This is a genomic window from Microvirga sp. 17 mud 1-3, from assembly GCF_003151255.1.
Classification (GTDB): domain Bacteria; phylum Pseudomonadota; class Alphaproteobacteria; order Rhizobiales; family Beijerinckiaceae; genus Microvirga.
In genome coordinates, this window is record NZ_CP029481.1 from 4271246 (window position 1) to 4293772 (window position 22527).

The 22527-nt window shown below is 67.8% G+C and carries 21 protein-coding genes; 17 read left to right on the top strand and 4 right to left on the bottom strand.

Features of this window, described 5'->3' with window-relative positions; translation table 11 throughout:
• Positions 1–27 precede the first annotated feature (27 nt).
• Complete coding sequence (locus C4E04_RS20065) at positions 28–906, top strand: RluA family pseudouridine synthase (RefSeq protein WP_371682019.1); 879 nt, start codon at positions 28–30, stop codon at positions 904–906.
• A gap of 60 nt (positions 907–966) precedes the next feature.
• On the opposite strand, the gene mtaB is transcribed toward C4E04_RS20065, so the two are convergent.
• Positions 967–2220, bottom strand: a complete 1254-nt coding sequence (gene mtaB / locus C4E04_RS20070; RefSeq protein ID WP_109600362.1) for a tRNA (N(6)-L-threonylcarbamoyladenosine(37)-C(2))-methylthiotransferase MtaB — start codon at positions 2218–2220, stop codon at positions 967–969.
• Positions 2220–3101, bottom strand: a complete 882-nt coding sequence (gene dapF / locus C4E04_RS20075) for a diaminopimelate epimerase (RefSeq protein ID WP_109601369.1) — start codon at positions 3099–3101, stop codon at positions 2220–2222. Before dapF ends, mtaB begins: the two co-directional genes overlap by 1 nt.
• Positions 3102–3270: 169 nt before the next feature.
• On the opposite strand from dapF, the gene C4E04_RS20080 reads away from it, so the two are divergent.
• Together C4E04_RS20080 and C4E04_RS20085 are read left to right on the top strand one after the other, a co-directional pair.
• Positions 3271–4062, top strand: a complete 792-nt coding sequence (locus tag C4E04_RS20080; RefSeq protein ID WP_109601371.1) for a GyrI-like domain-containing protein — start codon at positions 3271–3273, stop codon at positions 4060–4062.
• 9 nt (positions 4063–4071) lie between these two features.
• Entirely contained in the window at positions 4072–4743 is a 672-nt protein-coding gene (locus C4E04_RS20085) for an HAD family hydrolase (RefSeq protein ID WP_109600364.1), read from the top strand.
• Here C4E04_RS20085 and C4E04_RS20090 read toward each other — a convergent pair.
• The gene (locus tag C4E04_RS20090; RefSeq protein ID WP_109600367.1) at positions 4706–5716 is read right to left on the bottom strand and encodes an MBL fold metallo-hydrolase; all 1011 of its coding nucleotides are present in this window, start codon (positions 5714–5716) and stop codon (positions 4706–4708) included. The genes C4E04_RS20085 and C4E04_RS20090 overlap by 38 nt on opposite strands.
• A 174-nt stretch (positions 5717–5890) precedes the next feature.
• On the opposite strand from C4E04_RS20090, the gene miaB reads away from it, so the two are divergent.
• The 14 genes from miaB (at position 5891) to truB (ending at position 21626) form a co-directional block, all read left to right on the top strand.
• Positions 5891–7252: a tRNA (N6-isopentenyl adenosine(37)-C2)-methylthiotransferase MiaB gene (gene miaB, locus C4E04_RS20095; protein WP_109600369.1), complete on the top strand. Its 1362-nt coding sequence runs from the start codon at positions 5891–5893 to the stop codon at positions 7250–7252.
• Positions 7253–7354: 102 nt separating this feature from the next.
• Positions 7355–8455, top strand: a complete 1101-nt coding sequence (locus C4E04_RS20100) for a PhoH family protein (RefSeq protein ID WP_245416174.1) — start codon at positions 7355–7357, stop codon at positions 8453–8455.
• The gene (ybeY, locus tag C4E04_RS20105; RefSeq protein WP_109600371.1) at positions 8452–8928 is read left to right on the top strand and encodes an rRNA maturation RNase YbeY; all 477 of its coding nucleotides are present in this window, start codon (positions 8452–8454) and stop codon (positions 8926–8928) included. The genes C4E04_RS20100 and ybeY overlap by 4 nt, the downstream gene beginning before the upstream one ends.
• 32 nt (positions 8929–8960) lie before the next feature.
• Positions 8961–9986 (top strand): hemolysin family protein, encoded by a 1026-nt coding sequence (locus C4E04_RS20110; protein ID WP_109600374.1) that lies wholly within the window; start codon positions 8961–8963, stop codon positions 9984–9986.
• Positions 9983–11578: an apolipoprotein N-acyltransferase gene (gene lnt, locus C4E04_RS20115; protein WP_109600376.1), complete on the top strand. Its 1596-nt coding sequence runs from the start codon at positions 9983–9985 to the stop codon at positions 11576–11578. The genes C4E04_RS20110 and lnt overlap by 4 nt, the downstream gene beginning before the upstream one ends.
• 43 nt (positions 11579–11621) lie before the next feature.
• Positions 11622–12035: a helix-turn-helix domain-containing protein gene (locus tag C4E04_RS20120; protein ID WP_109600378.1), complete on the top strand. Its 414-nt coding sequence runs from the start codon at positions 11622–11624 to the stop codon at positions 12033–12035.
• A 101-nt stretch (positions 12036–12136) separates the two neighbouring features.
• Positions 12137–13315 carry a methionine adenosyltransferase gene (gene metK, locus C4E04_RS20125; RefSeq protein ID WP_109600380.1) on the top strand — a complete coding sequence of 393 codons (1179 nt, stop codon included), beginning with the start codon at positions 12137–12139 and terminating at the stop codon, positions 13313–13315.
• Between the two features lie 4 nt (positions 13316–13319).
• On the top strand, positions 13320–14000 hold the full coding sequence (locus tag C4E04_RS20130; RefSeq protein ID WP_109600382.1) for a tRNA (guanosine(46)-N(7))-methyltransferase TrmB: 681 nt from the start codon (positions 13320–13322) through the stop codon (positions 13998–14000).
• A 367-nt stretch (positions 14001–14367) separates the two neighbouring features.
• The gene (rimP, locus tag C4E04_RS20135; RefSeq protein ID WP_109600384.1) at positions 14368–15009 is read left to right on the top strand and encodes a ribosome maturation factor RimP; all 642 of its coding nucleotides are present in this window, start codon (positions 14368–14370) and stop codon (positions 15007–15009) included.
• A 5-nt stretch (positions 15010–15014) separates the two neighbouring features.
• On the top strand, positions 15015–16634 hold the full coding sequence (gene nusA, locus C4E04_RS20140) for a transcription termination factor NusA (RefSeq protein ID WP_109600386.1): 1620 nt from the start codon (positions 15015–15017) through the stop codon (positions 16632–16634).
• Positions 16635–16665: 31 nt separating this feature from the next.
• A complete protein-coding gene (locus C4E04_RS20145) occupies positions 16666–17328 on the top strand; it encodes an RNA-binding protein (RefSeq protein WP_109600388.1) in 663 nt (220 codons plus the stop codon).
• 5 nt (positions 17329–17333) lie between these two features.
• Positions 17334–20174: a translation initiation factor IF-2 gene (infB, locus tag C4E04_RS20150; protein ID WP_109600390.1), complete on the top strand. Its 2841-nt coding sequence runs from the start codon at positions 17334–17336 to the stop codon at positions 20172–20174.
• Positions 20175–20280: 106 nt separating this feature from the next.
• On the top strand, positions 20281–20706 hold the full coding sequence (gene rbfA / locus C4E04_RS20155; RefSeq protein ID WP_109600392.1) for a 30S ribosome-binding factor RbfA: 426 nt from the start codon (positions 20281–20283) through the stop codon (positions 20704–20706).
• Positions 20706–21626, top strand: coding sequence for a tRNA pseudouridine(55) synthase TruB (gene truB, locus C4E04_RS20160; RefSeq protein WP_109600394.1), 921 nt, complete (start codon positions 20706–20708; stop codon positions 21624–21626). Before rbfA ends, truB begins: the two co-directional genes overlap by 1 nt.
• A gap of 240 nt (positions 21627–21866) precedes the next feature.
• On the opposite strand, the gene C4E04_RS20165 is transcribed toward truB, so the two are convergent.
• The gene (locus C4E04_RS20165; RefSeq protein WP_109600396.1) at positions 21867–22403 is read right to left on the bottom strand and encodes a ferritin-like domain-containing protein; all 537 of its coding nucleotides are present in this window, start codon (positions 22401–22403) and stop codon (positions 21867–21869) included.
• Positions 22404–22527: the final 124 nt, after the last annotated feature.

The window sequence follows — 22527 nt, forward strand, 5'->3', positions numbered from 1 at the left end:
CGAGGCGTCATGAATGCGGAAGAGATAGTGTCGAAGATCCTGTATCGCGATGCCCTGATGCTCGTGATCGACAAGCCGGCCGGGCTGCCGGTGCATCCAGGCCCGAAGGGCGGCGAGACCTTGTTCCAGCATCTCGACGCCCTCCGCTTCGGTTTGCCGCGCCGCCCGGAAGTGGCGCACCGCCTCGACAAGGATACTTCGGGCTGCCTGATCCTGGGCCGCCACCCCAAGGCCCTCGCCCGCCTCAACGAACTTTTCCGGAAAAATGAAATCGACAAGGTCTATTGGGCCGTCGTCGAGGGCGGGCCCGAGGCCGACGAAGGCGAGATCGACTTGGCTCTCGCGCCGAAATCGCCGGACCGGGGCTGGTGGATGAAGGTGGACCCGAAGGGCCAGCCCTCCCTGACCCGGTGGCGGGTTCTGGGACGGGGCGCCGACCTGCTCTCCTCCCACGGATCTCAGATGGTCGCGAGAAGCGATGCGTTGCTCTCCTCCCCCTTGTGGGGAGGAGGTGGAGGTGGGGGTGTGAGCGCCAACCTGGGTTCAATTCAGAGCCGACACCCCCACCCTAACCCTCCCCACAAGGGGGAGGGGATGCCCGCTGAGGTTGGCGGAAAGCGCCTCACGCTTCTCGAACTGCGCCCCGTCACAGGCCGCACCCACCAGCTCAGGGTGCATTGCGCCGCGTCCGGCTTCCCGATCCTGGGCGATCCCATCTACGGCACGGCCCCGCGCTTCGGCGGACCGGGCCTGCATCTCCATGCCCAGAGCGTCACGGTCCCGCTCTATCCGAAAAAGCCGCCGATCACCGTCGAGGCGCCGGTGCCGGAGCATATGCGGGAGCGGGTTCGGGCGTGCGGCGTCATCCCGGACGGCGCAGCCGATCCGGGATCGTCTCAGGATTAAGGCGTTTCATGCGGCCTGCGATTCCGGGCTCCGCTCCGCGGCCCAGGAATGACGTCGGCCTTATGCGGCCAAAAGCTCTTTCCCGTCATGCCCCGCGATGGTGACCGGGAGGATCTCGCCCGGGGTCACGGGGGCGGTAAAGCGCACGAGCGTGAAGCCTTCCGTGCGGCCGAGCTGGCCTGTTTCCACGAGCACATTGCGCCGGGCGCCGACCTCTTCGGTCAGGTGCCTGAGGAGCGCCGCCTCGCCTTTTTCGCGAAGCCTGCGGGCCCGGTCCTTCACCACGTCGCGGGCGACCTGGGGCATCCTGGCCGCCGGGGTGCCGGGGCGCGGCGAGAACGGGAAGACGTGGAGATGGACGAGATGGCATTCCTCGACGATGGCGAGGGAGCGGGCGAACATCTCCTCGGTCTCGGTCGGGAAGCCCGCGATGATGTCGGCGCCGAACACCATGTCGGGCCGGAGCCTGCGGACCTGGTCGCAGAACGCGATCGCGTCGGCGCGCAGGTGCCGGCGCTTCATGCGCTTGAGCACCATGTCGTCGCCCGCCTGGAGGGACAGGTGCAGGTGCGGCATCAGCCGGCTCTCGTTGGCGATGACGTCGAGGAGGTCGTCGTCCGCCTCCACCGAATCGATGGACGAGATGCGCAGCCGCTCGAGTTCGGGCACGTGCCGCAGCAGGCTTTTCACCAGGGTGCCGAGCTTGGGCTCGCCCGGCAGGTCCTTGCCGTAGCTGGTGATGTCGACGCCCGTGAGCACCACCTCGCGGGAGCCGTGCTCCACGAGAGTGCGGACCTGTTCCACCACGGCGCCCATGGGCACCGAGCGGGAATTGCCGCGGCCATAGGGGATGATGCAGAAGGTGCAGCGGTGGTCGCAACCGTTCTGCACCTGCACGAAGGCGCGGGTGCGCCCACGCATGCCGTCGATGAGGTGAACGGCGGTCTCCCGCACGGCCATGATGTCGTTGACCAGGACCTTCTCGCTCGCGCCCACGCCGAAATCGCGTAACGAGCCCCAGGTCTCGGCCTTCATCTTCTCGTGGTTGCCGAGCACCGTCGCGACCTCGGGCATGGACGCGAAGGTCGCAGGCTCAACTTGCGCGGCGCAGCCGGTGACGACGATCCGCGCCCCGGGCTTCTCGCGGGCGATCCGGCGGATCGACTGGCGCGCCTGGCGCGTCGCCTCCGCCGTGACCGCGCAGGTATTGACGATCACGACCTCGCCCAACCCCGCCTCCTCGGCGTGGCGCTGCATGGCCTCCGACTCGTAGGTGTTGAGGCGGCAGCCGAAGGTGACGACCTCGACGCCCATCAGGCGGCTCCGGCGAAGAGGGAGGGCGCGAAGGTCCCCTCGTGTTCGAGCTCCGTCGGCCCGGTCATGAGCACGTGATCGTCGCCCTCGCGCCATGCGATCAGCAGGTCGCCGCCTGGAAGCGAGACCGCGGCCTTGCGCCCGGTCAAGCCTTTGCGGGAAGCCGCCACGAGGGTCGCGCAGGCCGCGGAGCCGCAGGCGCGGGTCAGGCCGGCGCCCCGCTCCCAGACGCGCAGGACAATGCGGTCCGACCCGACGACCTGGGCGAGCGAGATATTGGCCCGCTCCGGAAAGACCGGGTCGTGCTCGAATTTCGGGCCGATCGCCGTCAGGTCGTAGGAATCCGCATCCGTCACCCAGAAGATCGCATGGGGATTGCCCATGCTGACCGCCGAGGGGCCTGCGAGCTCGGGGGCTTCCGGCAGGACGGTCTCGACCGCGATGGCGCGGGTGTCCGGGAAGGCGCGGCTCAAGGGAATCTCGTTCCAGGCGAGCCGCGGCGGGCCCATATCGACCGTGAAGACCCGTTCGGAGACGCGCTCCGTCGGCAGGAGCCCGGCTCTGGTTTCCAGGACGAGCCGGTCAGCGGGCGATCCCATGACCGAATCGGCCGTCATGGCCCAGGCGACGCAGCGGGTGCCGTTGCCGCAGGCGCCGGATTCCGAACCGTCCGTGTTGTAGATGCGCAGATAGGCGTCCGTGCCGGGCGTGACGGGATCGTGCAGGACCATCAGCTGGTCGAAGCGCGAGCGGGGATCGGCCGCGATGGCGCGCGCCTCCGCGGCACTGACGCGCAGGGGGCTGCCGCGCAGGTCGAGCACGGTGATCTCGTTGCCGAGGCCGTTCATCTTCAGGAAACGGTGGTTCGCAAGGGCGCTCATGGCGGCTATATGGCCCAAAACCGCGAAAACCGCGAGGGGGAACCGCAGGCCCTGCGGCATCGGCGGCGGCCGGGCGCCTCTCTGACCCCGGGGACACGGCCTCGCGGCCCCGCCGAAAGGCCTCTATGCTCCGCCGAAAGATCCTCTTCGTGATTCGATGGGCACCCGCATGCGGCTCCGTTTTTCCCTGTTCTGCCTTCTGGCTTCCCTGTGCGCCGGGCCGGTTCTCGCCCAGACGCCCCCCGCGACGGAGGCCGCGGCACCCTCCGGAGAGCCCGCCATGCCGGCTCTGCCGCCTCCGGCCCCGGTGATCCTGCCGCCGGCTGACAAGGCCGTGCCGGCCGTGTCCGGAGAGGCTCAGCCCGCTCCGGCCCGGACTCCCGCGCCGGAGCAGAACCCCGCCACGGCGCAGCCGTCGCAACCGGCCCAGCCCGCAAGCCCGGCGCCGACCGCCGTCGCGCGGCCCGCCCTCGTCCCCACGGTCGGCGATCCGACCGGGGTCGAGGAGGTGGTCCTGCCCGCGAAGCCCGTGGCCATGGTAAGCGGCATCAGCAACTGGGAGGACGCCTTCACCAACCTGAAGGGCGTGTTCCGCAAGATCGAGGACGCCCTGGCGAAGGACGGGATCGCGCCCGCCGGCAAACCGCTTACGGTCTTCGTCCAGACCGACGACAAGGGCTTCCGCTACCAGGCCATGATCCCCATTGCCCAGGTGCCCGAGGGCAAGACGGAGCTCACCCCCGAGATCAAGTTCGGCAAAACGCCCGAGGGCAAGGCCATGCGCTTCGTCCACAAGGACGCCTATGACGAGATCGACGGCACCTACGAGACCATCACGGCCTATCTCGACGCCAAGGACATCGAGGCGAAGGACGCCTTCATCGAGGAATACGTCTCGGACATGACCGAGGCCTCGGACACCAATCTCGAAATCAACATCTACGTCCAGGCCAAGGAATAAGCGCACCCGATGATCGCCCTCTTCGACCTGGACGGGACCCTGACGGACCCGAAGACCGGGATCACCCGCTCGGTTCAATATGCCCTGGAGAGACTGGGTCGCCCGGTTCCCGAGGCCGATGCCCTGACCTGGATGATCGGCCCCCCGCTGATCGCGGGCTTTTCGGAGCTCCTGGGAGGTCCAGAGGACGCGCCCGAGGCGGTTCGCCTCTACCGCGAGCGCTTCAGCGATGTCGGCCTCTTCGAGAACGAGGTCTATGCGGGAATTCCGGCCCTGCTCGCCCGCCTTCGGGACGAGGAAGTCAGGCTTTTCGTCGCGACCTCGAAACCGCATGTCTATGCGCGGCGGATCGTCGAGCATTTCGGCCTGGCGCCGTTCTTCGGCGAAATCTACGGCTCCGAACTCGACAATCGCAACACCGACAAGCGCGACCTGATCCGTCACATCCTGGCGCAGGAAGGCTTCGATCCGGCCGGCGCCGTGATGATCGGCGACCGGAAGCATGACGCCATAGGCGCCCGCGCCAACGGGCTTGCGGCGATCGGCGTCACCTGGGGATACGGGTCGAGGCAGGAGCTTCAGGACGCCGGCGTCGCCTGCCTGGTGGACGATCCGGGAGAGCTCGAGGCCCCGATCCGCGACCTTACAGCTGCCAAGCCTCTCCGGGCCGCAGGGGCCTGAACCGCTCCGCCGGAATACCGGCCGCGGCCAGGGCCTCCGCGAGGGCCCGGGGCGGATCGTCGACGCCCTCGTCGGTCAGCCGGAACGTGCCCCAATGATGGCCCAGGGCCTGCTCGGCCTCCAGGAGGCGGAGCGCCTCCACGGCTTCCTCGGGATTCATATGCTGGGGCTTCATGAACCAGCGCGGCTCGTAGGCGCCGATGGGGAGGTTCGCGAGGCGCGGGGGCCCGAAGCGGGCCCGCACGTCGCGGAAGATCCGCCCATCCCCGAAGCCCGTATCGCCCACATGGTAGATCGTGCCTGCCGGGGTGGTGAGCACATAGGCGCACCAGAGAGCCATGCGCCGATCCCGCGTATTCCGGGCCGACCAGTGGCGCGAAGGGGTCGCATGCGCCGTGATGCCGGGGCCGAGTTCCATCGCCTCGCCCCAGTCCAGCGTCGCGACCGGGATGTCGGGATGAACGGCCCGGATGATGGTGTCGTTGCCGAGGGGCGCGAGGATGCGCGGCCGGTGCTCCTGCCAGAGATGCCCGAGGGCCGCGAGGTCGAGATGGTCGTAATGGTTGTGCGTGATCAGGACCGTATGGACCGGGGGCAGGTCCGCAAAGGCGATGCCCGGCGGGTTCACGCGCTTCGGCCCCGCGAAGGGGACCGGGCTCGCCCGCTCGGCGAAGACTGGATCGACTAGGATGTTGAGCCCCGCCGCCTGGATCAGGAACGACGCATGGCCAATCAGCACCACCCGCAGATCCTTGACGGCGGAAGGCGGCCTGTCCTGGAAGGGGCTTGGATTGCGCTTCGGCCAGGCCTTGCGCCCGCCCTTCGCCAGGCGCCAGCGCAGCAGGTCCTTCAGGGTCTTGTCGGGCGGCTGCTCCGGCAAGAAGAAACGCAGCCCGTCGAAATGGTCCGAAACGGGGCCGGAATAATAGGGATTGGACGGACCGGGGGCTTTGCGGGGCTTGCGAGGGTTCATGGGGGGCGCATCGATGGGGAGCCAGCCTGACGCCCCGGGCGGATTTCGGCAAGAGGTATCCTCCCGCCCCGGGACGGGATGACGGGAGCGCCGAAGAGCCGCTATTCTCTTGTGCCCTGAAACCCTTTAAAGACCGCTTTTTAGTCCCGACCCCAGCAAGACAGGCCGTCCAGCGTGAAGAAAGTCTTCGTCAAATCCTATGGCTGCCAGATGAACGTCTACGATGCCGAGCGCATGGCGGACGTTCTCGCGACCGAGGGCTACAGCGAAACCGCAGCCATGGAGGAGGCGGATCTCGTCATCCTCAACACCTGCCACATCCGCGAGAAGGCGGCCGAGAAGGTCTATTCGGAGCTGGGCCGCGTCCGTGAGCTGAAGCAGGAACGTGCGGGTCAGGGCCAGGAGACCAAGGTCGTGGTCGCAGGCTGCGTCGCCCAGGCGGAAGGCAAGGAAATCCTGCACCGGGCCTCGGTCGTTGACGTGGTGGTCGGCCCGCAGAGCTACCACCACCTGCCGGAGCTCCTGCGTAAGGCCAGGACCGAGCGCGTGGTCGATACGGACTTCCCCATCGAGGACAAGTTCGACCACCTGCCCCAGCCGAGCCGTCAGAAGACCCTGAGCCGGGGCGTCTCGGCCTTCCTGACGATCCAGGAGGGCTGCGACAAGTTCTGCACCTTCTGCGTGGTACCCTATACTCGCGGCGCCGAGGTCTCCCGTCCGGTCGCGAAGATCCTGGACGAGGCCATGCGCCTCGCCGATGCGGGCGTGCGGGAGCTGACCCTCATCGGGCAGAACGTGAACGCCTATCACGGGGAAGGGCCGGACGGCTCGGTCTGGTCCCTGGGACGGCTCCTGCGCCGCCTAGCCGAGGTGCCGGGCATCGTGCGCCTGCGCTACACCACCAGCCACCCCCGCGACATGGACGACGAACTCATCGCGGCCCACGGGGACCTCAGGGCCCTGATGCCCTACCTGCACCTGCCCGTGCAGTCCGGCTCCGACCGCATCCTCGAGGCCATGAACCGCCGGCATACGGGCGACGAGTACCGCCGCCTGATCGAGCGGATCCGCAAGGTTCAGCCGAACCTCGCCCTCTCGTCCGACTTCATCGTCGGCTTCCCGGGCGAGACCGATGCCGAATTCGACGAGACCATGCGGCTCGTGGCTGATGTGGGCTTCGCCAGCTCCTTCTCGTTCAAGTACAGCCCCCGCCCGGGCACCCCGGCGGCCGAGATCGACGCCCAGATCGCCGAAGCCGTGAAGGCGGAGCGGCTGGCGCGGCTGCAAAACCTGTTGGAAACCCAGAGACAGGCTTTCAATCACGGAACCGTGGGCCAGACTCTCGACGTTCTCGTGGAGAAGCCGGGCCGCCATCCGGGTCAGATGGCGGGCAAGTCGCCCTATCTTCAGGCGGTCCACTTCGAGAGCGACGGACATCGGATCGGCGATGTCGTGACTGTCCGCATCGCGCGGGCGGGCTCGAACAGCCTGTTCGGGGAACTGGCCGGCGGGTCGGGAGACCGGGCCGCCGCCTGAGAGACGCGACGAAGACTTGCGCTCCGTAGAGGGGCAGACAACCATTGATGGGGCGAGCATGGTCATCCGGCCTCTCGTGTCCCGGAGTACGAGGAGAGCCATTTGAGGCAAGCGGACAACGTGACCGCACGCGCGCAGAAAGGCCGTAATCCCGCCAATCTGCATCCCGGCGTCGAGGAAGAGGCCGAGATCGTTCTCACCTTCGAGGACAACCGCCTCGCCAGCCTCGTCTTCGGGCAATACGACCAGAACCTCGCCCATCTCGAGCGGCGGCTGAACGTGGTCGCCATCGCCAACGGCAATCGGGTCACCGTGAAGGGAACGCCGGAGAGCTCCGAACTCGCCCGCCGGGTCCTGGAAGGCCTCTACGAACGAGCTCGCCAGGGCGTGACTCTGGCTCCCGGGGACGTGGACGGCACCATCGAGGAGAGCACCCTCCAGGGCAGCCTCTTCCCGCCTGCCGAGGAACCCTCTCTGCCGGGGATCACGGCCTTCGACCAGATCGCGACCCGCAAGCGCGGCCCCGTCCGGGCCCGCAACGCGGCGCAGAACGCCTATATCAAGGCCCTCAAGCAGCACGAACTCGTCTTCGCCGAGGGACCGGCCGGTACCGGCAAGACTTGGCTCGCGGTGGGCTATGCGGTCTCGCTCCTGGAGCAGGGCCAGGCCGACCGCCTGATCCTGTCCCGCCCGGCCGTGGAGGCCGGGGAGCGGCTCGGCTTCCTGCCGGGCGACATGCGCGAGAAGGTCGATCCTTATCTGCGGCCCATCTACGACGCCCTCTACGACTTCATGGAGGCGCGGCATGTGGACCGGGGGCTCCAGACCGGCATGATCGAGATCGCGCCGCTCGCCTTCATGCGCGGCCGCACCCTCACCAACGCGGTGGTGCTCCTCGACGAGGCGCAGAACACCACCACCATGCAGATGAAGATGTTCCTCACCCGCCTCGGCGAGGGCTCCCGGATGATCATCACGGGCGACCCGACCCAGATCGACCTGCCGCCGGGCCAGAAATCCGGCCTCGTGGAGGCGGTCCGGATCCTGGAGGGAACCGAGGGCATCGCCCGCGTCACCTTCAAGGAGCAGGACGTGGTCCGTCACGACCTGGTTCGCCGCATCGTCACCGCCTACGACGCGGATGCCCGTCGGCACCAGGACGAGCCGGGCAGCGAGCCCTTCCGCCGGGAGCGCCGGCCGTGATCGCGCTCGACACCGTGACGGAGGCGGGGAGCTGGGACGGCCTGCCGGACGCGGAGGCCCTCGCCCAGCGCGCCGCCGAGGCTGCCGCAGCGGTGGCCGATGGTGCGGAAGAGGACCTGGAGGTGAGCGTCATGCTTACCGACGACGAGAGCATCCGCACCCTGAACCGGCAGTGGCGCGGAAAGGACAAGCCGACCAACGTCCTGTCCTTTCCGGCCCCGGAGCAGCCGGGCCTCGAAGGCCCTCGCCATCTGGGCGATATTGCATTAGCCTATGAGACGTTGGTTCGCGAAGCCGAGGAGGAATCCAAGCCTCTCGCGGACCACTTTGCCCATCTGGTCGTCCACGGCGTCCTGCATCTTCTCGGCTACGATCACGAGACCGACGAAGAGGCGGACGTCATGGAAGCTTTGGAGGTAAAGGCGCTTGCCGGCCTTGGCATCGCTGATCCCTATCGCGATATGGCAGCTTGAACGCCAGAACGTTCGGCTGAAACTCACACACAATGAACGAAGATCGAAGTCGTAACGACCGCCCCGCCCGGACCCCTCCGGACCCCGACGGCTTACGCGAGCATTGGTACGACCGGGTCCTGACCCGCCTCGGCCTCAAATCCCGTGATTCCATCCGCCACGACCTCGAGGATGCCCTAGCGGAAACCGTCGAGGACACGGACTTCTCGCCCCAGGAGCGGGCGATGCTCAAGAACGTGCTCGGCTTCCACCGCATCCGCGTCGACGACGTGATGGTGCCCCGGGCCGACATCGTGGCGGTCTCGGCCGAGACCAGTCTCGGCGACCTGCTCAGCCTCTTCCGGACCGCCGGCCATTCGCGCCTCCCGGTCTATGGCGAGACCCTCGACGACCCGAAGGGGATGGTCCACATCCGCGACTTCCTGGATTTCATCGCCATGCGGGCCGATACCGGCAACGGGCGCCCGCAGGAGGACCAGGACGGCAGCCCCCCGCCCGGACCCAGCCTGGGCCAGGTCGACTTCACCATGACGCTGGCCTCCGCCCAGATCCTGCGCCCCGTGCTGTTCGTGCCGCGCTCCATGCCGGCCATCGACCTCCTGGTCAGGATGCAGGCGACCCGCACCCACATGGCCCTCGTCATCGACGAGTATGGCGGCACCGACGGCCTCGTCTCCATCGAGGACCTGGTCGAGATGGTGGTGGGCGACATCGAGGACGAGCATGACGACGCGGCCGTCGTGGCGGTGGTGCCGAGCTCCGACGGCACCTTCGTCGCCGACGCGCGGGCGAGCCTCGACGAGATCAAGGAGACCCTCGGGGTCGACCTCACCGAGGAGGAAGGCGCGGAGGATGTCGACACCATCGGCGGCTTCATCGTGACCCTGGCCGGGCGGGTGCCGTCCCGCAACGAGTTGATCGAGGGGCCCGAGAACCTGGAATTCGAGGTGCTCGACGCCGATCCCCGCCGGGTGAAGCGCCTGCGCATCCATCGCCGCAGCGCGGTCCCGGTGGCGGCGAACGGCGCCCTGCCGCCCGAGAGCACCGCCGCCGAATGAAAACCCTCTCCCAGCGCGCCGCCCTGGCGACCGGGTGGCGCCGCGGCCTTGTGGCTGTGGCGTCCGGGGCCGTCGGGGCCCTCGCGATGCCGCCCTTCGGCGCCCTCCCGGCCCTTTTCCTGTCCCTGACCCCTGCGCTCTGGCTCATCGACGGCTCGGTCCGGGACACGCGCCGGGAAAGCCTGAAGGCCGCGACCCTCGCGGGCTGGCTCTGGGGCTTCGGCTATTTCGTCGCCGGGCTGTGGTGGCTCGGCGCGGCCTTCCTGGTGGAGGCGGACCAGTTCGCCTGGGCCCTGCCCTTCGGGGTCCTGGGCCTGCCGGCCCTGCTCGCCTTCTTCCCGGCCTTCGGCTTCGCGCTCGCCCGCCTCCTCTGGTCGTCGGGCCCTGGGCGCCTCTGCGCCTTCGCGTTCGCGCTCACGGTGAGCGAGTGGCTGCGCGGCCACCTCTTCACGGGCTTTCCCTGGAACACCCTCGGCATGGCGCTCGGCCAGAACCCCTGGCTGATGCAGAGCGCCTCCCTCGTCGGCCTCTACGGGCTGACCGTGCTGGCCGTCCTCATCGGCGCGGCGCCGGCCCTCCTCGCATCCGACCGCCCGGCGCGGGAACGTTGGGCCGCGCCTGTCCTGGCAGCCGCGCTCCTCGCCCTCATGGCCGGCTTCGGCGCCTGGCGGATGCCGGACGCCCCCCTCCCCCCGGTCTCCGGGGTGCGCCTGCGCCTGATGCAGCCGAATCTGCCGCAGGATGCCAAGTTCCACCCGGGCAACCGGGAGGCGATCATGCGCCGCTACCTGACCCTCAGCGCCGCCGCGCCCCAGGAAAGCGGCCGGGATCCGACGCATATCATCTGGCCCGAATCGGCCTTCCCGTTCCTGCTCCACCGCAGCCCGGCCCAGCTCAACCAGATCGCCACCCTGCTCGCGCCCGGCACTCATCTCGTCACCGGTGCGGCCCGCATGGACGATCCGCTGCCGGGCGAGGAGGTGGGCAAGTTCTTCAACGCCATCCAGGTGATCGACGACCGCGGCACGATCCTTGGTTCCTACGACAAGGTCCATCTGGTCCCATTCGGCGAATATGTTCCGGCCTTCCTCGACACCCTGATCCGGGCCATGGGCCTGCGCCAGTTCGTCCATATTCCCGGCGGATTCGAGCCGAGCGCGCGGCGTACGACCCTGGCCGTGCCGGGCCTGCCGCCGGTGGCTGCGACAATCTGCTACGAGGCCATCTTCCCGGGCGAATTCATGCCCGAGGGGCCCCGCCCACAGCTCATTTTGAACGTGACCAACGATGCCTGGTTCGGCAACACCCCGGGGCCCTACCAGCACTTCGCCCAGGCCCGCCTGCGCAGTGTCGAGGAGGGACTGCCCCTCGTACGCGACGCCAATACGGGGATCTCGGCCGTGGTCGATCCTTACGGGCGCGTGATCGCGAGCCTGCCGCTCGGAGGCGAGGGCGTGCTCGATGCGGACTTGCCGCCCGCGATCCCGCCGCCGTTCCAGGCGCGCGTCGGAACGTTTGTTTTGACTGCCATGCTTCTGATCTGCTTAATGGCGGCGATGGCGCATCGGAGACGGCGCGTTCTGCCGTCGTGAATCACTTATTGTCCTAAAGGAATTGGCGAGGAAGCGTGTTCTGATGAAGAAGTCGACCGGCTCCATCGATAAGGAAATCGGAAGCAGGGTGCGCATGCGCCGGGTTTCGGTCGGCATGAGCCAGGAGAAGCTCGGCGACATGCTCGGCCTGACCTTTCAGCAGGTCCAGAAATACGAGAAGGGCACCAACCGCATCAGCGTGAGCCGTCTCGTGGACATCGCCAAGATCCTGGGCGTCGACATCCATTTCTTCTTCAACGGCATCAAGAGCGGCAAGGACGATGCCGGTTTCGCCGAGGAGGAGGGCTCGCCCTACATCTCCGAGGTCATGTCCACGCCGGAGGGCCTCCAGCTCATCCGCACCTTCACGGCGATCCGGAATCCCAAGATCCGCAAGAGCATCGTCCAGCTCGTCTCCGTCCTTGCCGCGCAGGACGACGAGGAGCGTTCGTCGTAACGAACGCGTTCGCTTGACCTTTCCACGGGTCTGCGGCATGACCATGCCCGAAAGCCTGTGGCTGCGGGCTGCATTTTCATTTCCGCGAAGGGGCGAACGTCGTGCGGCGGTCAAGCTATCTTTTCACCAGTGAGTCGGTGTCCGAGGGCCATCCTGACAAGGTCTGCGACCGGATCTCGGACGCGGTCGTCGACGCCTATCTCGCGGCCGAGCCCGAGGCCCGCGTGGCCTGCGAGACGCTCGCCACCACCAACCGGGTCGTCATCGCCGGCGAAGTCCGCGGTCCCGAATCGATCACCAAGGACCGGATCGTCGAGCTCGCCCGCGACGCGATCAAGGATATCGGCTACGAGCAGGACGGCTTCCACTGGAAGAACGCGGACGTCTCGGTCTATCTCCATGCCCAGTCGGCCCATATCGCCCAAGGCGTGGACGCAGCCGGCAACAAGGACGAGGGCGCGGGCGACCAGGGCATCATGTTCGGCTATGCCTGCGACGAGACCCCCGAGCTCATGCCGGCCCCGATCTTCTATGCCCACAAGATCCTCGAGGACCTGACCCACGCCCGCAAGACCAAGGCCAACGGCGCCGCCGTCCTGGGCCCGGACGCCAAGAGCCAGGTCACGGTGAAGTACCAGAACGGCAAGCCGGTCGGCGTGACCCAGATCGTGCTTTCGACCCAGCACCTGGACGAGAACCTGTCCTCGGACGACGTGCGCGAGATCGTCGAGCCCTATATCCGCAAGACTCTTCCGGCCGGCTGGGTATCGCCTGAGACGATCTGGCACGTGAACCCCACGGGCAAGTTCGTGATCGGCGGTCCGGACGGCGATTGCGGCCTCACGGGCCGCAAGATCATCGTCGACACCTATGGCGGCGCGGCCCCCCATGGCGGCGGCGCCTTCTCGGGCAAGGACCCGACAAAGGTCGACCGCTCGGCCGCCTATGCGGCCCGCTACCTTGCCAAGAACGTGGTGGCCGCGGGCCTCGCCGGACGCTGCACCCTGCAGCTCTCCTACGCGATCGGCGTCGCCAAGCCCCTGTCGATCTACGTGGACCTGCACGGGACCGGCACGGTGGATGAGGGCAAGCTCGAGCAGGTCCTCATGGACGCCATGGACCTCTCGCCGCGCGGCATCCGGACCCATCTCGGCCTCAACCGGCCGATCTATGCCCGCACCTCGGCCTACGGTCATTTCGGCCGCAAGCCCGATGCCGATGGCGGCTTCTCGTGGGAGCGGACGGATCTCGCCGAATCCCTGAAATCCGCGCTCGCCTGATCCCATGGAAGACGCCTCCGAACGGGCCGGCGCCTTCTTCGGGCGCCGGAAGGGAAAGAGGCTTCGCGCCGGCCAGGACGACCTAGTCCGCACCCTCCTGCCCGCCCTGCGCGTGACGCCCGGCGTCGCGCCGGAGGCCCAGTTTCCCCGTCCCGGCCGGGAGACCTGGCTCGAAATCGGCTTCGGCGGCGGCGAGCATCTCGCCGCCCAGGCCCGGGCTCATCCGGACATCAACATCATCGGCTGCGAGCCCTTCGTGAACGGCATGGCGAAGCTCCTTGCCGTCGTCGATCACGAAAAGCTCGACAATGTGCGGATCTGGGACGAGGACGTGACGGACCTCCTGCCCCACCTGCCCGATGCCTGCCTCGACCGGGTCTACATCCTCTATCCCGATCCATGGCCCAAGCGCCGCCAGCGCAAGCGCCGCCTCGTCTCGGACGAGACCCTGAAGGCGCTCGCCCGCCTGATGAAGCCTGGCGCCGAGCTGCGCTTCGCCAGCGACATCGACAATTACATCGGCTGGGTGCTGGCCCGAATCCTGCGCTCGCCCGATTTCCGCTGGGAAGCGACGGGCCCGGACGACTGGCGCAAGCCTTATGAGGGCTGGCCCGGCACCCGCTATGAGGCCAAGGCGATCCGCGAGGGCCGCGTGCCGAGCTACCTGCGCATCGTGCGGGTGTAACCGCACCTGTTATTCAGGCATCCTCGCCGTTATTCCGGGACACGCCTCGGGCGTGGGCCCGGAACCCATAACCGCTGAGGGTGCAGGATCACGGGCAGCGGTTATCGCAGCTGCTCCTTCTGAAACATTGGTGGTTATGGGTTCCGGACTTGCCTGACGGCAATCCGGAATGACAAGGGCGGCACGGGCCCCAGAATAACGGCAGTCTCCCAAAACCACGGCCTTCTTGCCATGTCGGCCCGGAATCGCTATATCTCGTCTGTCAGTTCTGGTTGCAGCGTCAGCTGCTTGTCAGAGTGGGCCCCGCCGGGTCCGCTCTTTTTTATTGGCTCGCGGCCAGGGCGTAGAGGAAAGATTGCAAGGATTCATGGCGAACGATCGCGACAAGCGTCTGGTGACCGAGTCCGGCGTAGCCGCCCGCGTCGCGGCCATCGTCGAGCCGGTGATCGAGGATCTGGGCTTCAATCTAGTCCGGGTCCGGGTGACCGGCACCAACGGCTGCACGGTGCAGATCATGGCCGAGCGGCCGGACGGCACCATGTCGGTGGACGAGTGCGAGACCGTGAGCCGGGCCGTTTCGCCGGTTCTCGACCTCGAAGATCCGATCGATCGGGAGTATTATCTCGAAGTCTCGTCTCCGGGAATCGACCGTCCTCTCGTGCGCGCAAGCGATTTCGAGCGCTGGGCCGGACACGAGGTGAAGATCGAGCTGGCCGTGCCCCTCGAGGGGCGCAAGCGCTTCCGGGGCTTCCTGCGGGGCGTGGAGAACGGAACGGTCGCGGTCGAGCTGCCGGACGTGAAGGAGGGCGACGAGAGGATCGTCCGCCTGCCGCTCACGGATCTCGGCGAGGCTCATCTCGTTTTGACAGACGAGCTCATCCGCGAATCCCTGCGCCGGGGCTCGGCGCCGGCGGCGGAAGACGCCGACGAGACGGATTCAGAGATTTCACAGGCGGAGCCTGCGCCTCGCTCGCGCGGCCCGCAGAAAAAGACATCGAAGAAGGAGTGACCGCGATGGCAGTCAGCGCCAACAGGCTCGAACTCTTGCAGATCGCCGATGCGGTCGCGCGCGAGAAGGTGATCGACAAGCAGATCGTGCTGGACGCCATGGCGGACGCCATCGCGAAGGCTGCGCGCTCCCGCTACGGCGCCGAGACCGACATCCACGCGGAAATCAACCCGAAGACCGGCGAGCTGCGCCTGGCCCGGCACCTGCTGGTGGTGGATGACGGCGCGCTCGAGAACGATTCCCGCGAGATCACGCTCTCCGAGGCGCGCAGCCGGCACAATCCGGCCGCCCAGGTCGGCGACAGCATCGCCGAGACCCTGCCGCCCTTCGATTTCGGGCGCATCGCGGCCCAGTCCGCCAAGCAGGTCATCGTCCAGAAGGTGCGCGACGCCGAGCGCGACCGCCAGTACCAGGAATACAAAGACCGCATCGGCGAGGTGGTGAACGGCGTCGTCAAGCGTGTCGAATACGGCAACGTGATCGTCGACCTCGGCCGCGGCGAGGCCATCGTGCGCCGGGACGAGCTGATCCCGCGCGAGACCTTCCGCCCGGGCGACCGGATCCGCGCCTATCTGTTCGACGTGCGCCGGGAGGCCCGCGGGCCGCAGATCTTCCTGTCGCGCACCCATCCGCAATTCATGGCGAAGCTCTTCGCCCAGGAAGTGCCGGAGATCTACGACGGCATCGTGTCCGTGCAGGCGGTCGCCCGTGATCCGGGCTCCCGCGCCAAGATCGCCGTGACGTCCCGCGATTCCTCCATCGACCCGGTCGGCGCCTGCGTCGGCATGCGAGGCTCCCGCGTCCAGGCGGTGGTGGGCGAGCTCCAGGGCGAGAAGATCGACATCATCCCGTGGTCGCAGGACCAGGCGACCTTCATCGTCAACGCCCTCCAGCCCGCCGAGGTGGTCAAGGTGGTGCTCGACGAGGAGGCCGACCGCATCGAGGTGGTGGTGCCCGACGACCAGCTGTCGCTGGCCATCGGCCGCCGCGGCCAGAACGTGCGCCTCGCCTCGCAGCTCACCGGCTGGGACATCGACATCCTGACCGAAGCCGAGGAATCGGAGCGCCGCCAGAAGGAATTCGCCGAGCGCACCGAGCTGTTCATGAACGCCCTCGACGTGGATGAGGTGGTCGGCCAGCTCCTGGCCTCGGAAGGCTTCCGGTCGGTCGACGAGATCGCCTATGTGGATCTCGGCGAGGTCGCGTCCATCGAGGGCTTCGACGAGGACACGGCCCGGGAGATCCAGGACCGTGCCCAGGAATACCTGGCTCGCATCGAGGCCGAGAACGAGGCCCGCCGCCAGGAACTCGGCGTCGCCGACGAACTGAAGGAGATCGAAGGCATCACCACGGCCATGCTCGTGGCTCTGGGCGAGAACGACATCAAGACGGTCGAGGACCTGGCGGGCTGCGCCACCGACGATCTCGTCGGCTGGACGGAAGGCCGCGGCCAGGAGGCCACCCGCTATGCGGGAGCGCTCGACGGCTTCGACCTGTCCCGCGCCGAGGCCGAGTCCATGGTCATGGCGGCCCGCGTGAAGGCCGGATGGATCGAGGCGCCGGCAGAGCCGGTGGAGACCGAGGGATCGGCCGACGAGGCCGAGACCGAGGCTCAGCCCTCCTGACACCGGCCATGGGCGAGAGAGGTCAGTCCCAGTGGCGCGGCATGAACCGGAGCGCACCTGCATCGTTACCCGCGCGGTCCACCCGCCGGCGGAGCTGATCCGCTTCGTCCTGGGGCCCGACGGCCAAGTCGTGCCCGATCTGCGGCATAAGCTGCCGGGGCGGGGCGTCTGGGTCCTGGCCCGGCAGGACATGGTCGAGGAGGCGGTGAAGCGCCGTCTCTTCGCCCGGGCCTTCAAGGCCGAGGTCAGGGCGCCCGAGAGCCTCGCGGAGGACATCCGGCAGGCCCTTCGGACGGACATGCGGCAGGGCCTCGCCCTCGCCAACAAGGCCGGAATGGTCGTTACGGGGTTTCACAAGGTTGAGGCTACCGTCGCCGAAAAGCCTCTCGCGGCCCTTATTCATGCCGCAGAAGCGGCCGAAGATGGGCGAAGAAAGATCGCGAACCAGTTGCGAAAACGCCTCGGCGACGCAATATCAAGCATTCCGGTCGTCCAAGATCTGTCAAATGACGAATTGGATTTGGCATTAGGCCGGTCACATGTGATACATGCTGCCCTCGTCGCGGGCGCTGGGAGCGACGGCTTTCTGAACCGCTGGCATCGTTACCGCGCTTATTGCGGCCTCGATGCCGATCAGGCTGGCCTCGATTTCGAGACCGGCGAACCCACGATTTTGAAACCCGCAGGATATTGAGCGGAATGACCGATACGAAAAATCCGGGCGACAAGACACTCCACGTGTCGTCCAAGACGCTTTCACTGAAGCGACCCGTCGAACAGGGCGTGGTGCGCCAGAGCTTCTCCCATGGCCGCTCCAAGGCGGTCGTGGTCGAGACCGTGAAGCGTCGCCCCGTCGGCCCCGGCGGAGCCCCTGAGCAGACCAAGGCCGCACCGCCTCCTGCTGCGCCTGCCCCGGCTCAGCCGAAGCCGGCCCAGCCGCAGCAGGGCCGTGGACAGCGCTCGGGAGCCTCCAGCTCCGGTGCGCAGCGGTCCGGTGTCGTGCTGCGCACTCTCTCGGAGCAGGAGCGTGACGCCCGCGCCATGGCGCTGGCCGATGCGCGCCGCCGCGAAGAGGACGATCGCAAGCGCCAGGAAGACGAAGCCCGTCGCCGCGTCGAGCGTGAAGCCGCCGAGGCCCGCGAGCGTGAAGCCGCCGAAGCGCGCAAGCGCGAGGAGGACGAGCGCCGCCGGCAGGAGGACGATCGCAAGCGTCGCGCCGAGGACGAAGCCCGTCGCCGTCTCGGCGAAGAGGCTGCCCCCGCGGCGCCGGCCCGCACGGCCGCCGCACCGGCCCCGGCCGGCCGAGGCCCCGGCCCGCGTCCCTCCGGCGACCGCGAGCGTCAGGGCGGCGAGCGCTCCGGCCCGCGTCCGGCCGGCAGCGGCCCGCGCACGGGATTCGGCGGTCCGCGCCCCGGCGGCAATGACGGCCGCCGTCCCCCGAGCCTCAACCACATGGCCCGTCCGGCGGCTCCGGTCGTTCCGGATCCGGCCACGGCCAAGCCCAATGCCCGCACGGCACCCCCGGTTGCAGCCCGCCCCGTCGAAGTGGAGGACGAGGACGGTCCGCGCACGGTCCGGCGTCCCGGCACTGCGGCGAAGCCCGCGGCCGTGCCGAAGGCCCCCAAGGCAGCTCCCGGCGAGGAGAGGCGGCGCGGCCGCCTGACCCTCACGGCCGCGACTTCGGGCGAGGACGAGCGCACCCGCTCGGTCGCCTCGTTCCGCCGCCGCAACCAGCGCCTCATGGGCCATCGCCAGACGGAGCAGAAGGAAAAGATCGCCCGCGAGGTGACGATCCCCGAGACGATCACCATTCAGGAGCTCGCCAACCGCATGTCGGAGCGCGCCGTGGACGTGATCAAGTTCCTCATGAAGCAGGGCCAGATGCACAAGATCACCGACGTGATCGATGCGGATACCGCCCAGCTCGTGGCGGAGGAGCTCGGCCACACGGTGAAGCGCGTCGCCGAATCGGACGTCGAGGAAGGCCTCTTCGATACGCCGGACGTGGACGAGAACCTGCAGCCGCGCCCGCCCGTCGTGACCATCATGGGCCACGTCGACCACGGCAAGACCTCGCTTCTCGACGCGATCCGCAAGACCAACGTGGTCTCCGGCGAGGCCGGCGGCATCACGCAGCATATCGGCGCCTATCAGGTGACCTCGCCGCTGGGCGGCAAGATCACCTTCATCGACACCCCCGGTCACGCGGCCTTCACGGCCATGCGCGCCCGTGGTGCCAAGGTGACGGATATCGTCGTGCTGGTCGTCGCTGCCGATGACGGCGTCATGCCGCAGACGATCGAGGCGATCTCCCACGCCCAGGCGGCCGGCGTGCCGCTGATCGTGGCGATCAACAAGATCGACAAGCCCGAGGCCAACCCGCAGCGGGTCCGCACAGAGTTGCTCCAGCACTCCATCGTCGTGGAGTCGATGGGCGGCGAGACCCTCGAATTCGAGGTCTCGGCCAAGACCGGTGACGGCCTCGACAGCCTGCTCGAGGGTCTGCAGCTCCAGGCCGAAATCCTCGACCTGAAGGCGAATGGCGACCGTTCGGCGGAAGGCACGGTCATCGAGGCGAAGCTCGATCGTGGCCGCGGCCCCGTCGCCACCGTCCTCGTCCAGCGCGGTACGCTGCACACGGGCGACATCGTGGTGGCCGGCGCCGAATGGGGTCGCGTGCGCGCCCTCATCAACGATCTCGGCAGCAACGTGAAGGAAGCCGGACCCTCGGTTCCGGTGGAGGTGCTGGGCTTCAACGGCACGCCGGAGGCGGGCGACCGCGTCGCGGTGGTCGAGTCCGAAGCCCGTGCCCGCGAGGTCACCGAGTACCGGACGCGCCAGAAGCGCGAACGTCAGGCCGCCCGCATGGGTTCGGCCGGACGGACGCTCGCCGACATGATGCGCGACCTGAAGGCCGGAGCCGGCCGGAAGGAGTTCCCGCTCGTGGTCCGTGCGGACGTGCAGGGCTCGGCGGAAGCCATCGTGGGTGCTCTCGACAAGCTCGGCACCGACGAGGTCGGGGCCCGCGTGGTCCAGGCCGGCGTCGGCGGCATCTCGGAATCGGACATCACCCTGGCCGAGGCCTCGGGCGCCATCGTGCTCGGCTTCAACGTGCGTGCGCACAAGGAAGCCCGCGAGGCGGCCGAACGGGCCGGGATCGAGATCCGCTACTACAACATCATCTACGACCTCGTGGATGACGTGAAGGCGGCGATGTCGGGCCTTCTCGCCCCGACGCTCCGGGAGGAGCGGCTCGGCGAGGCTCAGATCCTCGAGGTGTTCAACGTGTCCAAGGTCGGCAAGATCGCCGGCTGCCGCGTCCTCGACGGCGTGGTGCAGCGCGGCGCCCATGTCCGGCTCATCCGCGACAATGTGGTCATCCACGAGGGCAAGCTGTCCCAGCTCAAGCGCTTCAAGGACGATGCCCGCGAGGTCACGTCCGGTCAGGAATGCGGTATGTCCTTCGAGAACTACCAGGACATGCGCGTCGGCGACCTGATCGAGTGCTACCGTGTCGAAGAGGTGAAGCGGACGCTGTAAAAGCGCCCCTTCCCTTTCGTAAGCGCCTGAACTTTCAGTGTCATGGCCGGGCCAGCCCCGGCCATGAACTCTTTTGATCGAACCGGTTCGATCCCGGGGATTCTCCATGGCCAAACGTTTCGAAAACACCACCGGACCCACCCAGCGCCAGCAGCGCGTCGCCGAACTGGTGCGCCATGCGCTGGCGGAGGTTCTCTCCCGCGGCGACCTTCAGGACGACGTGCTGACGAAGAACGTCATCACGATTCCGGAGGTGCGCATGTCGCCCGACCTCAAGCTCGCCACCGCCTATGTCATGCCGCTCGGCGGCAAGGACGTGGACGCGGTGCTCAAGGCCCTCGACCGCAACAAAAAGGTGCTGCGCCAGGAGGTGGCCCGGCGCGTGAACCTGAAATTCGCGCCGGACCTGCGCTTCCTGCGCGACGAGACCTTCGAGGAGGCCGCCCGCATCGATGCGCTGCTGCGCTCCGAGAAGGTGGTCCGCGACACGGCGAAACCCGCATCCGACGACGATAACGACGAGCAGGATTGATGACCGAAGAACGACCGCAGCGGCGCCCGCAGGGAGAGCGCCCGAAGAAGCGCGACGTGAATGGATGGATCATCCTCGACAAGGGCGTCGGCATGACCTCGACCCATGCGGTCGCGGTGGTCAAGCGCAACCTTCTGGCCAAGAAGGCCGGCCACGCCGGCACCCTCGATCCGCTCGCCTCCGGCATCCTGCCCATCGCTCTGGGCGAGGCGACCAAGACCGTTCCGTTCGTCATGGACGGGCGCAAGTCCTATGTCTTCACGGTTGCCTGGGGCGCCGAGACCAATACGGACGATGCCGAGGGCGACATCGTCGGGCGCACCGAGCTTCTACCGGATCCGGCCGCCATCGAGGCCCTTCTGCCCCGTTTCACGGGCGCGATCGAACAGGTGCCGCCGCGCTTTTCGGCCATCAAGATCCAAGGCGAGCGCGCCTATGACCTCGCCCGTGAAGGCGAGGTGGTGGAGCTGCAGCCCCGCACGGTAGAGATCGACCGTCTCAGCCTGGTCCATCACGAGGGCAACCGCTCGGTGATCGAGGCCGATTGCGGCAAGGGGACCTATGTGCGGGCCATTGCCCGCGACCTCGGCCGGGCGCTTGGCTGCCTCGGCCATATCGCGGCGCTCCGGCGCACCCGGGTCGGCCCCTTCACGGAGGGCGACGCGGTCACGGTGGACGATCTCGCCACCGACCCGGCCGCCCTGCGGCCCGTGGAGGCGGCCTTGAGCGAAATCCCCGCCGTTCCGGTGAGCCGGGACATGGCAGGGCGCCTCATGCGCGGCCAGTCGATTATCCTTCGCGGCCGGGAAGCTCCGGTCTCCGGCAAGGTCTATGCCACTTGCAGTGGCGTCCTCGTGGCCGTGGGCGACGTGGAGCGCGGCGAGCTGGTGCCGCACCGGGTGTTCAACCTGGGAGCTTAAGGCTTCCTGCGGTCCCTCTCGCCTCTCCTTCGTAAGGACGGAGCCAACCACCGTCATTCCGGGGCCGCGCCAGCGGAGCCCGACCCGAAGGGCCACGCAAAGCAGGGAAACCCATAACCGCTGACAAGGCAGGATAAAGCGCAGCGGCTGCCACAGCTCTCCATTCTGAACTACCGGCGGTTATAGGTTCCGGGCTCGCACCTGAAGGTGCGCCCCGGAATGACGGTAGGACGCGATCAATCAGCGATCCGCCTTCAGCCCCTGCGCCTCCCGCATCAGGTATTTGCGCGTGATCGGCTCGACCTGGTTGCGGATCAACTCCGCGGTCTTCTGCTCCTCGCGCAGGGTTTCCTCAAGGGCCGGAACGAAGCGGTCGTAGCCGGTGGCCTGGGCCATGGCGATCAGGGACATGTAGGTGGCGATCTCGAAATTCTCGAAGGCGTGATTGGCGAAGGTGTTCTTCAATACCTCGTCGGCCATGGGCATGTGACCGGCGGCCGCCATATTGGCCATGAATTGCGTCGCGACGTCCTTCAGGAGGGAACGGTCCTCGCCGAAAGTGTGCAGCATCTCGTCCAGGCGGCGGATCTGCTGCTCCGTCTCCTGCACGTGACGCCGCAGGATCTCGGACATCTCCGGGTAGTTCTCGAAACGCTCCAGCTGCCGGTTCATGAGCTGGATGGCTTCCTTCTCCAACGCATGGGCATTCTGGAGGCCTGTCACGAAGATGCCTCGGGCCGTTTCGGACGAAACGAGGTCAGCCGTGGTGGTCGCCATGGGTTCAACTCCTGTCATTCTCGGGGCTCGATAGCCCAACCGGCCCGACCGGGGACTTGTTCCGCCCCTTCTCGGCAGCCTTCTGCTCGCCAGGCTCTTGTCACGCTTGGGAAATTCAGATTCG

Coding starts and splice junctions, on each gene's coding strand:
- mtaB (WP_109600362.1), bottom strand. CDS start 2,220: ATGGGCGTCGAGGTCGTCACCTTCGGCTGCCGCCTCAACACCTACGAG.
- dapF (WP_109601369.1), bottom strand. CDS start 3,101: ATGAGCGCCCTTGCGAACCACCGTTTCCTGAAGATGAACGGCCTCGGC.
- C4E04_RS20080 (WP_109601371.1), top strand. CDS start 3,271: ATGCGGCTCCGTTTTTCCCTGTTCTGCCTTCTGGCTTCCCTGTGCGCC.
- C4E04_RS20085 (WP_109600364.1), top strand. CDS start 4,072: ATGATCGCCCTCTTCGACCTGGACGGGACCCTGACGGACCCGAAGACC.
- C4E04_RS20090 (WP_109600367.1), bottom strand. CDS start 5,716: ATGAACCCTCGCAAGCCCCGCAAAGCCCCCGGTCCGTCCAATCCCTAT.
- C4E04_RS20110 (WP_109600374.1), top strand. CDS start 8,961: ATGAACGAAGATCGAAGTCGTAACGACCGCCCCGCCCGGACCCCTCCG.
- lnt (WP_109600376.1), top strand. CDS start 9,983: ATGAAAACCCTCTCCCAGCGCGCCGCCCTGGCGACCGGGTGGCGCCGC.
- C4E04_RS20120 (WP_109600378.1), top strand. CDS start 11,622: ATGAAGAAGTCGACCGGCTCCATCGATAAGGAAATCGGAAGCAGGGTG.
- C4E04_RS20130 (WP_109600382.1), top strand. CDS start 13,320: ATGGAAGACGCCTCCGAACGGGCCGGCGCCTTCTTCGGGCGCCGGAAG.
- rimP (WP_109600384.1), top strand. CDS start 14,368: ATGGCGAACGATCGCGACAAGCGTCTGGTGACCGAGTCCGGCGTAGCC.
- nusA (WP_109600386.1), top strand. CDS start 15,015: ATGGCAGTCAGCGCCAACAGGCTCGAACTCTTGCAGATCGCCGATGCG.
- infB (WP_109600390.1), top strand. CDS start 17,334: ATGACCGATACGAAAAATCCGGGCGACAAGACACTCCACGTGTCGTCC.
- rbfA (WP_109600392.1), top strand. CDS start 20,281: ATGGCCAAACGTTTCGAAAACACCACCGGACCCACCCAGCGCCAGCAG.
- truB (WP_109600394.1), top strand. CDS start 20,706: ATGACCGAAGAACGACCGCAGCGGCGCCCGCAGGGAGAGCGCCCGAAG.
- C4E04_RS20165 (WP_109600396.1), bottom strand. CDS start 22,403: ATGGCGACCACCACGGCTGACCTCGTTTCGTCCGAAACGGCCCGAGGC.